Below are 14,023 nucleotides of genomic sequence, written 5' to 3' on the forward strand. Positions count from 1 at the left end.
CTTTGCCTTTAATTTTTATTAAAAAACACCGTACTTCTGAGCGTAGTTCCCTTACCTACCTCTGATTCTATTTCAAATGTATCACTGTTGCGCTTTATGTTCGGCAGTCCCATGCCGGCGCCGAAACCCATTTCCCGGGCCTGCTCCGTCGCGGTGCTGTAACCGGCGGTCATCGCCTTGCTGATATCGGCGATTCCGGGACCTTCGTCTTTAACCACCAGGTCCACATGGTCCTCCGATATCATCGCCTGCAGGGTTCCGCCGCCGGCGTGGATCACCAGATTGATCTCGGCTTCGTAGGTGATGATAGCGACACGCCTGCAGACATCGGAAGCTATTCCTAACATTTTGAGGGTATTTTTTATATTATTCGAGGCTGCGCCGGCAACCATAAAATCGTTCCCCTCAATTCTGTATTCAAGACAGACAGGGGCTCCCATACTTTACATCTCCTGAATCTGTATGCTCGGTTTCATACCCTTCTCATAGAGGACGCCGCAGGCTTCAAACATACTGTATCTTGTAAGGAGAATAGGGATCCCGTTATCTTTCGCAAGCTGGACGGTCTCTTCAAGCGGGACCTTTCCGCGCACAAATACAATGGCGGGGATGTCGAGCATCTGCGCGGTGCGCACGATCTGCACATTTGTCAGCCCGGTCAGAAGAAGCGAGCCCGGCGTGCAGAATGCGAGCACATCGCTCATAAGATCACATGCATAGGCGTTGTTTACCACAATACTGTTAAGATCATCCGATGTTGAAATATTCTTAGCATCAAGGAATGATGCCAATTCTTGCAAAGTCATCTTCTCTGCCCCCTGAAAACTTTATTTGTATGCTATAGAGAGAGTACAAACTCATTGTGTAAAGAATAACAAAGAGATGAGAGAAAAACAAGTGCGCATCGACGCCACTATTTACAATAAATGTAGTAATATATGGGCGAAACCTAAGAGGAAGTGATTTTTATGCTCTTATTCTATATTTCCGCCTTCGCTTTGCTCGCCCTCTTTGTCGGAACGGGTATCGTTATCGGCAGCAGGGGCGCGGGTAAAAAAGACTATAGCCTTGGCGGACGAAAGGCCGGCGCGGCGGGAGTCACTGGAATACTGCTCGGCGCGCTTGTCGGCGGCGCATCAACCGTTGGGACCGTCCAGATGGCCTATACATACGGCATGACGGCCTGGTGGTTCACCCTCGGCGGCGGCATCGGCTGCCTGCTACTGGGGCTGCGCTTCGCGGTACCGCTGCGCAGCTCGGAGATAACGACCATCGCCGACTACCTTGAGAGAAGCTACGGCGGCTCACGCTGCGGCTCGGCGATCGCCTTCACCGCCACCATCTCCTCCTCGATCGGCACCTTCATCTCCATCTGCGCGCAGTTCCTCGCCTGCCTCGCGCTCATACGCGGCGTGCTGCCGCTCCCCGCGTGGAGCGCCGCCATCGTCGCCGCCCTTTCGATATGGGGCTTCATCGCCGCCGGCGGGATGAAGAGCTTCTCCACCCTCGGCACGGCAAAAATATTCATCCTTTACATAGTGCTCGTGATCTGCGCGGGAGCGGCCTATTACCACGGCGGCAGCTTCGCCGCGACGGCAAAGACGCTGGGCTTCCACCCCTGGTTCAACCTCTTCGGGCGCGGTTTTTTCCCCGAACTTGGCTACCTCGCCTCGATGATCGTCGGCGTCTTCACGACGCAGATATACATACAGTCGTTTGCGGCGGCCAAAGACGCCGCGGCGGCCCGGACGGGAGCCTTCGCCTCCGCGGTGCTGATGCCGCCGATGGGACTGCTCGGAGCCTGGATAGGACTCTCCGTACGCGCTAGCGGCGTCGAGATCGCCCCCGACAGGGTCTTGTCGTGGTTCATCATGGAATCTTTTCCGCCGCTCTTCGGCGGGCTGATCTGGGGCGGCGTCCTCATCACCGTCGTCGGCTGCGCGGCCGGGCTTATCCTCGGCATCGCCACCAATATAACAAAAAACTTCATCCCTAAAAAGATAATGGAAAGATACGCCTCAAAAGACAGCGCCATACAGCAGGGGCTCGTAATACTGATGATAATCCTCGCGGCACTCTCCGGCGTCGGCGGCGCCGGTTCAATGATACTGGAATGGAGCTTCGTAAGCATGGGGCTGCGCGGCGCGGGAACCTTCTTCCCCTTCGTGCTCGCGGTGCTCAAACCCGGCTTCCTCTCTCCGCCCTGGGCGCTCGCCTCCAGCATCGGCGGGCTTGTGGGGATGCTCCTGTGGGCGGCGGCGGGGCTGCCTCAGGACCCGCTCTTCGCCGGACTCGCGGTCTCGGCGCTCTGCGTGGCGGCGGGAGTTGCTCTCGGCAAAAGGAATTTGCCTTTATAAAACGATCCTCAGCTGTGTTCCCTGCCCCATAGACACATGGCGTCCATAATCGGAAGCAATGAGAGCCCCTTTTCCGTGAGGGAATACTCCACCTTCGGCGGCACCTGCGGATACTCGCGCCGCTCTACGATGCCGGAGGCCGCAAGCTCCTTCAGCGCCATGCTCAGCGCCCTGTAGGATACGCCGCCCATCTCGCGGTGCAGTTCGTTAAAGCGGATATTATTATCATTCTGCGCAATCAAATAAATAATGATCATCTTATGCTTCCCACCGAGTATGGAGAGCGTATAGCCAAAATGAGTATCCTTCAGCAGCTCTCCCGGCGCGACGCAGTTTCTGTTTACTGTCATCGTCACTCACCTTTTGTATAGTAACTGAAAAAATATTGCGTTCTTGTTTTTACCTCCCCTATTATATAGACTTATGCCATAACAGACAAAGTAAAAATCTTATGGGAGGAATCGATTATGGGAGACAAAAAAATACTGACGATGCTTCTGGGCAGCCCGAGAAAAGGCGGCAACTCCGAGACGCTGGCCGACGCCCTCGCTGCGGGCGCGGCGGAAAAGGGTTATGAGGTGAGAAAGGTCCGTCTGGCCGGAATGACGCTCAAGGGCTGTCTCGACTGCCGCCGCTGCTGGAGCACGGGCACCCCCTGCGTGCAGCGCGACGACATGGATAAAGTCTACGCGGATATCGAGGCGGCGGATACCGTCGCCCTCGTCTCGCCGCTCTACTTCTTCACCTGGTCTGCGCAGATCAAGCCGATATTCGACCGGCTGCTGCCCTTCTACGCCAAAGAGTCCCCGCGCGTGATTAAAGACAAGAAGACGCTACTCCTCTCGGTGGCGGGAGACAACGAGGCGGAGGTCTTCGACGGACTGCTGGCGACCTACCGGCTTACGGCCAATTACCTCGGCTGGGAAAACGCCGGCGAGGTCTGCGCGCACGGAATATATACGCGCGGCGAGATGGAAGAAAAGGGAGCCGCCTGGCTCGAAGCGGCGAAGGAACTTGGCAGAGGGCTCTAAAGACACATATAAAAAACGAAACATGCCCCGTCTTCACTGTTAAGCGGGGCATGTCTTTATCTTTAACGGCGGCGCGCACGCCGCGCGGGACGGCTCCTATCTCTTATATCCGATGATATCCCTCAGTAACATCCTGCGCCATTCCTGGCCCTTCTCGTCCTCAACGCCCTTTGTCGTAAAGCCGTCGATCACTCCCAGCACGCCGCGCCCCTGTTCGCTCTCGGCGACCAGCAGCTGCAGCGGGTTCGCCGTCGCGGCGAAGATGCGGCAGACCTCCTGCGTATCCTTTATCCTGTTCAGCACATTAATGGGATAGCCCTTGCGCATCACGATAATAAAAACATGGCCCGCGTTTATCCTCTTCGCGTTCTCCACCGCGGCCTGCTCCATCTCGGCGTTATTCCCGTCGTGGCGGATGAGGCAGTCCCCCGAGGCCTCGCAGAAGGCGATGCCGAACTCAAAACAGGGAGAGGCCGTCACCATCGCCTCGTAGAGATCCTCCACCGTCTTTATAAAATGGCTCTGCCCCACGATGACGTTCGCATCTTCGGGAATATCCACCTGCACGATACCTATATTCAGATTCTCAGCCATAAAAAAACACCTCCGAAAATATTCTTTTTACCTCTACTAGTATAACATCTTCCCCATAATAAAAAAGCGGCGGCCCCATCGCAGAGGCCGCCGCTGACTGACAGTCCGTTACTTCTTCTTGAGCTCCGCGATCACCGCGTCAGTGATATCGATGCCGCCGTAGAACACCGCTTCCTTGTCCACGACAACCGTGAGCTTCTTCTGGTTCGCCACCGTCCGAATCGCAAGGTTGATATCCTTGAAGAGCGGCTCCATGAGCTTCTGCTCTTCCTTTGCAAGTTCCTGGCGCTTCGACTGATAGATCTGGGCCTTCTTCTTATCGTCTGATTCCTTGTCTATCGCCGTCTGGGCCTCTTTCTGCTTGCTCGCGGTGATGTCCTTGAGCTGCTTCTGGACCTGCTCAAACTTCGGATGCTGGAACATGATCTTCTGTGTGCTTATCGTACCGATCACATCAGCTGCAAAGGCCGAACCTGCCATGAACAGGGCGGCTACCACAGCCAAAATTGATACTGAAACTATCTTTCTCGAAACCATTAAATTTCCTCCTCTTGTTCGCAGGGGTATCCTTTAAATAACCTCTGACTGCCTGACCTGAGTATTTTACATTGTTTTTCCCATAAAGTCCACGCATAATCCGTGAAATACCACAGCCGGCGCGGCGAAAGCTCCGTATTTTTCCGGCGTAAATCCGTTTTGTTACGTTGCACAAGAGCGGCGGTTATGTTATTTATCTATGTAAGGATGTATGATAAAAATATATAGAAATACCGTCCAGATGAAATATCGGGAGGAGGTCAATAGATGGAATGCCTCGCAACGTTTGATACGACACATATGGCCCTGTTCTTTGAGAAGGCCTGCCGCGCGGAGGGGCTGAGCGTCAAAATAGTCCCCGTACCGCGCCAGATATCGGCAAGCTGCGGCCTCGCCTGCAGTTACCCGTGCGGCGAGCTTGAACATATAAAAAATATCGTCGGCGACAAGGAGATAGAGGTCGCCGAGTATCACGAGCTTGCCTCTTAAACGAGCGGCTACTCTTCGTCCTCGGGCGGTTTTTCACCTTTGAAGTATTTGTGCCAGAAGAGCCAGCCGAGGAAACGCCAGAGAAGGTAACCGCCGCAGACCACGGCGATCGAAATCCAAAACAGCGTGGCGAAGTCCATTCCGGCTCCGCGCAGCGCCGCCATCCCGCTTCGGCGGGTATGCGCGCTGCCGGGGCCGAAAAATTTCCAGGCCCATACCATCATCATTACGACGGCGACCGCCGTCAATATCCGGTTTATCATCCTGCGGGTTGAATCGCCGTTCATCGTCTATCTCCTCTCGATAAGCTTCGTCTTTATCCTCTCCAGGTAAAAGCGCACGATACGGTGCAGCGAGATGCTGTCAAAGCGCCGCACCAGCTGCTCGCCGCCCTCCGTCTTTTTGATGACGAAGGTACGCGACTTCGGAGAGAGCAGGACCTGTGTGGGATATAGGCTTCTATGGCCGACGACAAGATAGGATATCGCACAGGCGACGCCGGCAAAGGCTGCGATATGCGCCCCGAATAGCTCCATAGCGAGGATGGTGCCAGATATCGGCGTGTTCGTCGAAGCGGCCAGCACCGCGCTGACGCCGAGCGCGCTGCAGAATGAGGGGTCCAGGCCAAATATCGTCGCGAAGAGCAGCCCCGACGAGGCCCCGACAAAGAGCGTCGGCGTTATCTCACCGCCGCAGCCGCCGGCAGAAAGGGTGATGCCCATCGCCACAATTTTAATGAGAAAGCCCAACGGCAGGTTTCTCTCCCCCATGACCATCGACTGGATGACGTCGCTTCCGAGGCCGAGAAAATCACCTCCGAAGAGGATACCGGTGGCGAGAAGCAGCACGGCGCCGCCGACTGGGCGTTTCCACCCCGTTATCTGATAGTAGATGAACATCTTATTTATGAAATGGATGCCCTCGATATTCAGGATCGCCACCAGGCCGAAGAACACTCCCGCGAGGAGGACCATCACGAGCACCCCGGGGCCGATCTGCGGTATCTCTACCAGATAGGAGGGCAAATGCCCCGCTCCAATGCTGGAGGCGGTGAAATAGCCGACGATGCCGCTGATGAGCGCCGGAAGAAGCACATCGTAGAATATCTGCCCAACAAAAAGCACCTCGACGGCGAAGATTGCGCCCGCCACCGGCGTGCCGAAGACGGCGCAGAAGCCCGCCGCGATGCCGCAGATTATTATCTTTTTCATGTCGGAGTCGTCCATGTTGAATATGCGGCCAAGCAGATAGGAGACGCCTGAGCCAATCTGGGCGCAGGGACCCTCTATGCCGACGGAACCGCCTGACGATATTGTCACGATCGTAGCGACGATCTTCACGGGAACGGCCTTGACGTCGATCAGCGTTCGATGGCGGTTGTGTATGGCGTCGATCACCGCCTCCGTACCGTGGCCCGCGGACTGCGGCGCGAGCATCCGCACAAGATAGTAGCTGAGGATGAGGCCGGGAAACAGCAGCAGATAATGCAGTGTTCCCAGCGCGGCGGTGATTTTCATCGAGTACCGCAGCGCAAGCAGGAAGCCCCCCGCGACAAGGCCGACTGCGACGCCGGTCACGATCGAGATGAAACACCACTTGACGACCGTGCACATAAGCCAGATCTCGTCGCGCACAATGTTCCCGCTGTCTGGCTTTTCTATATCTATTCTGACGGAATTATCATCTTCCTGCTTATTATTTAAATTTTCCATAATAATCACCGTTCCGTATTCTAGCATAAACTTTCTGCGATTGCTGATATAATAGCCTTTATGAACGTAAAAATTTCAAGCCTCGCCGAACAGACGGCGAAATGTATTTTTATAGCCGCGGTACTTGCCTCGTTTGTCTTCTTCGGATGGCGCGTAGTGACAAAGCGCGCCTATGTGGAGCACGAGAGGGCACAGTGCGAGGCGCTTGCCGTAAGCGCCGCCCTCACCGCGGCGGAGGCGGTTTCAAAAGATGAGGCCCTGGCGAAGCTCGTGAGGGAGCTCGGCGAAGCGGAGTTCGTAACGGACCATATGTCGATGCCCGGCAACAATACCGCCTCCGTAACGATAGGCGCGGAGCAGGGCGGCTTCCTGATAAGGTCAAAAGCCGCCTCGGGCTGGAACTCGCGCAGCCCTCAGAGCATAGAATTCGAGCTGCGGCTTCAGCCCGGCGGCGAAATCACATACAAAAACGAAAACGATATAAAAAGGGCGTCCCGCATACGCGCCGCGCGCGCTAATATTTCAAATAAAGACCCGTTAAAAGAGCACCTATTCACCTTCCCCCACGAACGCCCCTGCCCCGCTCCATTCACGGCCCTCACGGCAAAGGTCTCAGGATTCTCAGACAAGACGGTCTATATCCTGATCTTAAATGAATAAAGACGGCACGTAATAGAAACCGGCACATACGCCTGTACTTGATATTAGCTCAAATAGCAAAATCGGCCAGAGTGTATTCAGCATTCTGGCCGCGTTATGTTGTTATCTTTATTCTATTAAAAGGTTATGAATACTCCATCGGCCGGCGCTGCAGTATCAGCAGGCCCTCGCGCGGCTCGAAGCCCAAACGCCCCATGAAGGAGGTCAGTTCGCTTGTGTAGGTGACTATCACTGGAACGTTCCTGAGCGCGGGATGGCCGAGCGCGTATTCCAGTAGCTGCGAGCCGATGCCCTTGCCCTGGTAGTCGGGGTGAACGAGGATATCCCATAGCGAGCCGCGGAATACAAAGTCTGTGAGCACGCGGCAGAAGGCGATCAGCTTGCCGTTGTGGCGGATCGAGAAGCACATGCTCGTCCCGTTAAGCATTTTTTCGATCTGCTCGAGCGAGCGGCTCCTGCCCCAGCGTGTAAAACGGTAGAGGTCCTGCAGTTCTGCGGGAGATATGGCCAGCTTGCTGTCGTAGAAGTAATACTCAGGATTTGATTTCATCAGGCATCCCTTCCCTTATGAAGGCGTACCTTTTATTATCCGGCTTTGCCGCGAGCGCCATGCCGCCGACGATCTTGCGCAGGTCCCCGCGTCTTGTATCTTTTGTGATCGTCAGCTCAAGCAGCTGTCCGGCCCCGCACTTGCTGCAGGTCCACATAGCGCGCGCCGTGCCGCTGGCGTCAGGCGAACCGGCGAGCACCATAAGCTCGCCGCATTTTTGACAGGCTAAAATAAGCATTAAAAATTACTTCTTTCCGGGAGGCTCGTCTCTCAGGCGGCCTCTCCTGCGTATTCTCCGCGGGCCTCGAATAACGGCTTACGGTTAATTTAAGACAAATTTTACCCTCAGAGGCCCTTCGCTGTAAATATCCCTCGCGGTAAGTATCTCCAGCTTTATGCTGCTTTTGACCTGTGATATTTTATCAAGCGCCGTGATAAATTCCCCCGTGTCGATGGAGCCGACGTTGCCGGAGATCGGGTCGCGCAGCACGCCGTCGTTGGCGGCCTTCTGGTTGAGCGACCTCAAGGCCTGGAATACCGTCTCCTCTATCTTATGCCGCGGCGTGTCAGGTTCAAAGGTATGCGAATATAGCAGCTGGTTTTCTCTGTATATCAGACGCGAACGATACGCCTCTATCTGTGCCTGTACCGCCTCTCCCTCCACCGCGTTGCCCAGCGCCGTAAGCCGCAGCAGCCAGCGGCCTGGGCTGTGCGTCAGGCGTTCTCTGACTTTCGCGGCGGATTCCGCCGCCACCTCGGGCAGCCTCACCGACTCAGGGTCTTTTCCGCCGAAGCGGTAGGCGAGCAGCGCGCGCGCCTCGCTGCGCAGCCTGTTGATGTACTGGTCCACCTGCTGCGTTGTGATGATGGAATCAGTCATCACCCCCTGGGCCAGTATCTCTCCCGTAAAGGCGGCGATGCGCCCCTCACGCAGACGCTGGATACCGGACTTGAGTGATTCGGACTCCGCTTTAAGCGCTTTGACCGAGGCGTCGAGCTTTTTACTCTCGGCGAGCAACTTGTCTTTTTCTTTCTGCAGGACGGCCTGTTCAGCCTCCGTCTCATCGCGCATCCGCGTCATCGCGGCCAGCTTGGCGCGCGTTTCGTTGAGGCTTTTCATACCCTCATCAAGCTTTTCTTCTACCTGCCGCAGCTCCGCCTCTTTTTCCGAGAGGTCCCCGCGGCTCTGGAAGAGGTCTATCTCCATGCGCCCCATAGATTCTTCGTTCTTTTTGAGCTCTTCCCTCGTCGATATCAGCTGGCGCTGGATGACCTGCATGCTGAAGAGCGCTGTGCGCACCTGTTCGGAGGCGGCGCTGAGGACGAAGATCGTGGCGATGGCGATGCCGACGCCGGTCAGCACCGATATGATGCGTGAGGTATATTTAGGACGGATCTTTAAGAATGTTATGCGTTTTTTACCGAGTTTCATGCCGATGACGTCGCCGGCCCATGAGACAAGAGCACTGACGATGATCAGCGCGCCGAGCAATATCCAGTTTATGTCATGAAAAATCTCAAACAATGAGTTACCTCGCTCTTAAAAGATTTTATGTTCACTACATATCGTATACGTTCTTATTATACCAGATGCTTTTGAAGAAAATCGGCTGTATGCAAAATTACAGCGAAGAGAAGGAGGATGTTTCCGCCGCCTTCTCTTCGTCGTTTATTCGTATTTGAGCGCGTCGATGGGATTCAGCAGGGAAGCCTTGTAGGCCGGGTAGTAGCCGAAGCCCACGCCGACCATCGCCGAGAAGACGAAGGCGAGCACGATCGACATCAGCGTAAAGACCGGCGGCGCTGAGGTAAAGGAGGACAGGGCATACCCCGCGGCCACACCGAGCATTATCCCGATCGTGCCGCCGATCATCGAAAGAACGACGGCTTCGATGAGGAACTGCATTCTGATGTCCCTCTCCGTCGCCCCGACCGCCATCCTGATACCTATCTCACGCGTACGCTCGGTCACAGAGACGAGCATGATGTTCATTATCCCGATGCCGCCGACGACGAGCGAGATGAAGGCGATCGAGCCGAGCAGCATCGACATTATCGTCGTAGTCTTGCGGCGCGCTTCGAGCATCTGCGAGACGTTGCGCACCGCAAAGTCGTCGGCGTCTCCGGGCTTTATTTTGTGCCGTTCGCGCAGAAGGGCCTCTGTCTCGTTCTGTATGTAGGAGAGGGCCTCCATCGAGACGCCCTTTATGTATATGTTGCCGATGCGTCCCGCGGTCTTCCAGCGCACAAGCCTTCTCTGCGCCGACGTCAGCGGTACAAGAATGAAATCGTCCTGATCGCTTCCCATAGCGGAGAGCCCCTTAGCCTCGAAAACGCCGACCACCGTAAAGGGTATCTTATTTATTCTGATTGCCTTGCCGACTGGGTTTTCCCCGCCAAAGAGCTTGTCCACGACCGTTTTGCCGATGACGGCGACCTTCGCGCCCTGGCGCACGTCGCTCGCGTTGATGTCACGGCCGGATTCTATGTTCCACTCCTGCACGTAGGAGTATTCTTTCGTGCTGCCGACAACGCTTGAGCTCCAGTTTGTATTTTCATAGACGAGCGTCGCGGAGAGATTTATCATCGGCGCTACGGCGTCCACGCCGGAGACCTCTTTTTCGATCGCCTGGGCGTCGTCGTAGGTCAGGTAGCGTGTGACTCCCGTCGTAGAACGGCCGGGCCGGTCGGGAAAGACCATGATAAAGTTGCTTCCGAAGGAGGATATCTGCTCGTCGATACTTTTATTGGCTCCCGCGCCGACGGCGAAGGCCGCGATGACGGCGGCGACGCCGATGATTATCCCGAGCGCCGTCAGCATGGAGCGGGTCTTGTTGCGGCGCAGCGCCGTGAGAGAGGCCGAAAATACCTCGGATATGGCGATCATGCGACTTCCCTCCCCTGCGCGCTCTGTACCGGCGAAACGCTGCGCCTATTTTCGTTTATCTCGTCCTTTATTATCAGCCCGTCGCGGAAGTGCAGGATGCGCTTCGCGTAGAGGGCGACGTCATATTCATGCGTGACCAGTATTATCGTCATTCCCTCGTCGTTGAGACGGCGGAAGAGGGCCATGATCTCGTCGCTGGTCTTGGAGTCGAGGTTTCCCGTAGGCTCGTCGGCCATCAGTATCGGCGCGCGGTTGACGATGCCGCGCGCGATCGCCACCCGCTGCTGCTGGCCGCCTGAGAGCTGGGAGGGTTCGTGATAGAGGCGTTCCTGCAGCCCCATATCTATCAGCGCCTGTTTAGCCTTTTCGTGGCGTTCCGAGCGCGGCACCCCCGCATAGAGCAAAGGAAGCTCCACATTTTCCAGCGCCGTCGTCTTTGGCAGCAGGTTGAAGCCCTGGAAGACGAAACCGATCATTCTGTTTCTGATGTGGGCCAGCTCGTCGCTGTCCATCTCCGCGACCCTCACGCCGCCGAGGAGGTATTCTCCGCCCGTCGGACGGTCGAGACAGCCGAGGATGTTCATCGTCGTCGACTTCCCGGAACCGGAGGGGCCCATCATTGCGACAAACTCCCCCTCCTCGACGCTGAGGTTGACGCCGTGGAGTATCTCGACCTCCTCGCCACCCAGCAAAAAGCTCTTTTTTATATCCTTGAGTTCAACAAGAGCCATCCTAACTTTCCTCCTTGGGAACGATGATGCCCGTTATTACGCGCTCGCCCTCCTCTATTCCGGAAAGTATCTCGGTGTTCTGCCCGTCGGTGATGCCCCTTTCGACCTCTACCTTCACAGGCTTTTTCTTATCGAGCGTGTAGACGGCCGGTTTCGTCACCGCGGCGACATTCTGCTTACGCCCGCCTCCGGGACCTGGCATCCCCATCTCCGCGGACTGTCCGTTTGACGGTTTAAAGCGGAAGGCGCTGTTGGGGACGACGAGGACGTCTTCGCGGCTCTCAAGTATGAGCGAGACGTTCGCCGTCATACCCGGCAGCAGCTTGCCGTCCGGGTTCTGTACCTTTACGATGACCGTGTAAGTCACAACGTTATCCGTCGTCGTGGGCGAGAGGCGCACCTGCGTCACCTTGCCCTCAAAGCTGTCGGCCGGGTAGGTGTCTACGTTGAATATCGCCTGCTGCCCCTCGTGGACGCCGCCGATGTCAGCCTCATCCACGTTCACCTCGACCTGCATCTGGGTCAGGTCGCGCGCGATCTCCGCGATGGAGGGAGTCTGGTAGCTGGCGGCCACCGTCTGCCCCTCTTCAACGTTCTTTGCGACGACTACGCCGTCAACCGGCGAATATATTCTCGTATAGTTGAGGTTGATACGCGATTTTTCCAGCGTCGCGCGGTACTGCGCCACCTTCGCCTCCGCCGCCGCGAGGTTTGCCTTCGCCTTGAGCCAGGTGCTGGTGTCAGTATCCACATCGGCCTTCGCGATCAGGTCGCGCTTCGCGAGCTCACGGGTGCGCGACAGGTCTTTGGCCGCGACGTCAAGCGCGGCCTGGGCGTTCAGCACATCCGCCTGCGCGGAAGCCACCGTCGCCTCCGCCTGCGACACCTCCGCCGCCTGCGTGGCGGAGTCCATAAGGGCAATCAGCTGCCCCTCTTTTACGCGGCTGTTGTAATCAAAATAGAGTTCCTTAATCGTGCCGGATATCTGCGTACCGACGTCGACCGTTTCGACCGGGTTCAGCGTGCCGGTGGCCTGTATCGTCGAGCGGATATCCGACCGCCTCACGGGGACGGTCTTATACTGTATCTCATCCTCGCGTGTGCTCCAGTAATAAAAGCCTCCGGCGGCCACCACCGCTGCCACGGCGATCGCCGCGGCCAATTTAAAAGTCTTGCCCCTCTTCACTGTCTTATTCTCCATATTTCAGACCTCCCATGGCCTTCTCAAGGTCAAGCTGTGCCGTCTTGCAGTTATACAGGGCAAGCACCCTGTTGGCGGACGCCGTCGCGTAGCTGTCGACCGCGTCTGAAATTTCAAGGTTATCACCGACGCCGGCGGCGTAACGCCCCTCGGCGAGGTCCAGCGTCGCCTTCGCGCTGCGCTCCGCCTCCAGAGAGGAGACAAGCGATTCTTTCGCCTCGCGCAGCGCCTCCCAGGCCTTGCGCACCTCCAGCGTAACACTGTTGGAGAAGCTCTTTATCTCGGCCTGCGCGGTGCGGAGCTCGGCGCTCGCCTGCTCCACCCTGCTCTTCGTCAGGCCGCCGTCGGAGATCGGCACCGAAAGCGAGAGCTTGGCGCTCCATTCGTTGCTGTCAAAGGGCGCCGACCCGTATATATCGTACCCCGCGGAGGCAGAGAGCGAGGGGGAGAGCCCCTTCATCTGCACTGTAAGGTTCGTGGCGGCATATTCGACACGCCGCTGCTTCGCGATCAGCTCGGGACGCTGCTCCATCGCCCTCTTCACGGCTTCGTCAAGCGGGATGTTCCATTCCTCATAGCCGAGGATATCCTCCACCTCGCTGATCTCCAGCATCGGCTGCCCTATCGCGTTCGCGAGCTCCGCCTTGAACTGCTCCATCGAAGCCTGGCTTTTGACGACCGCCAGCTTTGATGCAGCGAGATCGGCCTCCGCCTTCGTCACCTCGATCTTGGGCTTGGTTCCGACTTCATAATAAGACTGCGCCCATTTAAGGCGTTTTTCAAAGTTATCATAGCGGGTCTTGGCGACTATATTTTCGCGCATCGCGCGGTTCAGTCCGTAGTAGGCGTTGTAGACGTCCTGGATCACACTCTCGCGCGTGCTCCGGTAGTCCGCCGCCGCCGCCTCCGTAGAGAGCTGCGCGCCCTCCACCTTCGCCTCGCGGCGTCCCCAGTCGCTGATTGACTGTTCGACCCTCACATTGCCGGAATAAGAGCCGCTGTTGTTGTCTCCCGACAGTCCGTCTCCCCCGCGCGAATATGAGCTTCCCGCCGAAAGCTGCGGACGCCCTGCAGAGGCCGCCTGACCGATAGTGGCGCGCTGCGCCGTGATTTTTTCCTCCGCGGCCAGGAGGTCCGGATTGTTTTTCATCGCGGAGGCAAGGCACTCCTCAATCGTCAGCGGCGCCCCCCAGGAGGCCGCGGCGCAGAACATCAGCGCCGCGCAGGCCAGAGGCCATCGTAATGCGGCTATTTTCATGGAATACACTCTCCTT

The 14,023-nt window shown here is 56.8% G+C and carries 18 protein-coding genes; 4 read left to right on the forward strand and 14 right to left on the reverse strand.

Annotated elements, in window-relative coordinates:
• Positions 1–8: 8 nt before the first annotated feature.
• Both BED41_RS10920 and BED41_RS10925 read right to left on the reverse strand, forming a co-directional pair.
• Positions 9–440: an ATP-binding protein gene (locus tag BED41_RS10920; RefSeq protein ID WP_066746008.1), complete on the reverse strand. Its 432-nt coding sequence runs from the start codon at positions 438–440 to the stop codon at positions 9–11.
• Between the two features lie 3 nt (positions 441–443).
• Positions 444–806, reverse strand: coding sequence for a transcriptional regulator (locus BED41_RS10925; RefSeq protein WP_066746011.1), 363 nt, complete (start codon positions 804–806; stop codon positions 444–446).
• Positions 807–968: 162 nt separating this feature from the next.
• On the opposite strand from BED41_RS10925, the gene BED41_RS10930 reads away from it, so the two are divergent.
• The gene (locus BED41_RS10930) at positions 969–2,357 is read left to right on the forward strand and encodes a sodium:solute symporter family protein (protein WP_066746014.1); all 1,389 of its coding nucleotides are present in this window, start codon (positions 969–971) and stop codon (positions 2,355–2,357) included.
• An 8-nt stretch (positions 2,358–2,365) separates the two neighbouring features.
• On the opposite strand, the gene BED41_RS10935 is transcribed toward BED41_RS10930, so the two are convergent.
• A complete protein-coding gene (locus tag BED41_RS10935) occupies positions 2,366–2,707 on the reverse strand; it encodes a winged helix-turn-helix transcriptional regulator (protein WP_066746017.1) in 342 nt (113 codons plus the stop codon).
• Positions 2,708–2,824: 117 nt separating this feature from the next.
• On the opposite strand from BED41_RS10935, the gene BED41_RS10940 reads away from it, so the two are divergent.
• Positions 2,825–3,388, forward strand: a complete 564-nt coding sequence (locus BED41_RS10940) for a flavodoxin family protein (protein WP_066746020.1) — start codon at positions 2,825–2,827, stop codon at positions 3,386–3,388.
• Between the two features lie 96 nt (positions 3,389–3,484).
• Here the strand turns inward: BED41_RS10940 and BED41_RS10945 are convergent, their stop codons facing one another.
• Positions 3,485–3,982, reverse strand: a complete 498-nt coding sequence (locus tag BED41_RS10945; protein WP_066746023.1) for an adenosine-specific kinase — start codon at positions 3,980–3,982, stop codon at positions 3,485–3,487.
• A gap of 108 nt (positions 3,983–4,090) precedes the next feature.
• Positions 4,091–4,519: an OmpH/Skp family outer membrane protein gene (locus tag BED41_RS10950; protein ID WP_066746026.1), complete on the reverse strand. Its 429-nt coding sequence runs from the start codon at positions 4,517–4,519 to the stop codon at positions 4,091–4,093.
• 267 nt (positions 4,520–4,786) lie between these two features.
• Here BED41_RS10950 and BED41_RS10955 point away from each other — a divergent pair, with 267 nt between their 5' ends.
• Positions 4,787–5,008 (forward strand): putative Se/S carrier protein, encoded by a 222-nt coding sequence (locus BED41_RS10955; RefSeq protein ID WP_066746029.1) that lies wholly within the window; start codon positions 4,787–4,789, stop codon positions 5,006–5,008.
• An 8-nt stretch (positions 5,009–5,016) separates the two neighbouring features.
• On the opposite strand, the gene BED41_RS10960 is transcribed toward BED41_RS10955, so the two are convergent.
• Complete coding sequence (locus BED41_RS10960) at positions 5,017–5,295, reverse strand: hypothetical protein (RefSeq protein WP_066746032.1); 279 nt, start codon at positions 5,293–5,295, stop codon at positions 5,017–5,019.
• A gap of 3 nt (positions 5,296–5,298) precedes the next feature.
• Positions 5,299–6,720, reverse strand: coding sequence for a chloride channel protein (locus BED41_RS10965; protein ID WP_168160258.1), 1,422 nt, complete (start codon positions 6,718–6,720; stop codon positions 5,299–5,301).
• Positions 6,721–6,780: 60 nt separating this feature from the next.
• Between BED41_RS10965 and BED41_RS10970 the strand changes: the two genes are divergently transcribed.
• On the forward strand, positions 6,781–7,380 hold the full coding sequence (locus BED41_RS10970) for a hypothetical protein (RefSeq protein ID WP_066746035.1): 600 nt from the start codon (positions 6,781–6,783) through the stop codon (positions 7,378–7,380).
• Between the two features lie 124 nt (positions 7,381–7,504).
• Here the strand turns inward: BED41_RS10970 and BED41_RS10975 are convergent, their stop codons facing one another.
• The 7 genes from BED41_RS10975 to BED41_RS11005 all read right to left on the reverse strand — a co-directional run bounded on the left by BED41_RS10975 (position 7,505) and on the right by BED41_RS11005 (position 14,007).
• The gene (locus tag BED41_RS10975; RefSeq protein ID WP_066746037.1) at positions 7,505–7,930 is read right to left on the reverse strand and encodes a GNAT family N-acetyltransferase; all 426 of its coding nucleotides are present in this window, start codon (positions 7,928–7,930) and stop codon (positions 7,505–7,507) included.
• Positions 7,914–8,168 (reverse strand): alcohol dehydrogenase, encoded by a 255-nt coding sequence (locus BED41_RS10980; protein WP_066746039.1) that lies wholly within the window; start codon positions 8,166–8,168, stop codon positions 7,914–7,916. The genes BED41_RS10975 and BED41_RS10980 overlap by 17 nt, the downstream gene beginning before the upstream one ends.
• An 84-nt stretch (positions 8,169–8,252) precedes the next feature.
• Positions 8,253–9,455 carry a DUF3084 family protein gene (locus BED41_RS10985; RefSeq protein WP_066746042.1) on the reverse strand — a complete coding sequence of 401 codons (1,203 nt, stop codon included), beginning with the start codon at positions 9,453–9,455 and terminating at the stop codon, positions 8,253–8,255.
• Positions 9,456–9,599: 144 nt separating this feature from the next.
• The gene (locus tag BED41_RS10990) at positions 9,600–10,817 is read right to left on the reverse strand and encodes an ABC transporter permease (RefSeq protein WP_066746050.1); all 1,218 of its coding nucleotides are present in this window, start codon (positions 10,815–10,817) and stop codon (positions 9,600–9,602) included.
• Positions 10,814–11,548 carry an ABC transporter ATP-binding protein gene (locus BED41_RS10995; protein WP_066746053.1) on the reverse strand — a complete coding sequence of 245 codons (735 nt, stop codon included), beginning with the start codon at positions 11,546–11,548 and terminating at the stop codon, positions 10,814–10,816. The genes BED41_RS10990 and BED41_RS10995 overlap by 4 nt, the downstream gene beginning before the upstream one ends.
• A gap of 1 nt (position 11,549) precedes the next feature.
• Complete coding sequence (locus BED41_RS11000; protein ID WP_066746057.1) at positions 11,550–12,749, reverse strand: efflux RND transporter periplasmic adaptor subunit; 1,200 nt, start codon at positions 12,747–12,749, stop codon at positions 11,550–11,552.
• A complete protein-coding gene (locus BED41_RS11005; RefSeq protein ID WP_066746060.1) occupies positions 12,739–14,007 on the reverse strand; it encodes a TolC family protein in 1,269 nt (422 codons plus the stop codon). The genes BED41_RS11000 and BED41_RS11005 overlap by 11 nt, the downstream gene beginning before the upstream one ends.
• Positions 14,008–14,023 lie beyond the last annotated feature (16 nt).

Source organism: Cloacibacillus porcorum (assembly GCF_001701045.1).
In the GTDB taxonomy this organism is placed as follows: Bacteria; Synergistota; Synergistia; order Synergistales; family Synergistaceae; genus Cloacibacillus; species Cloacibacillus porcorum.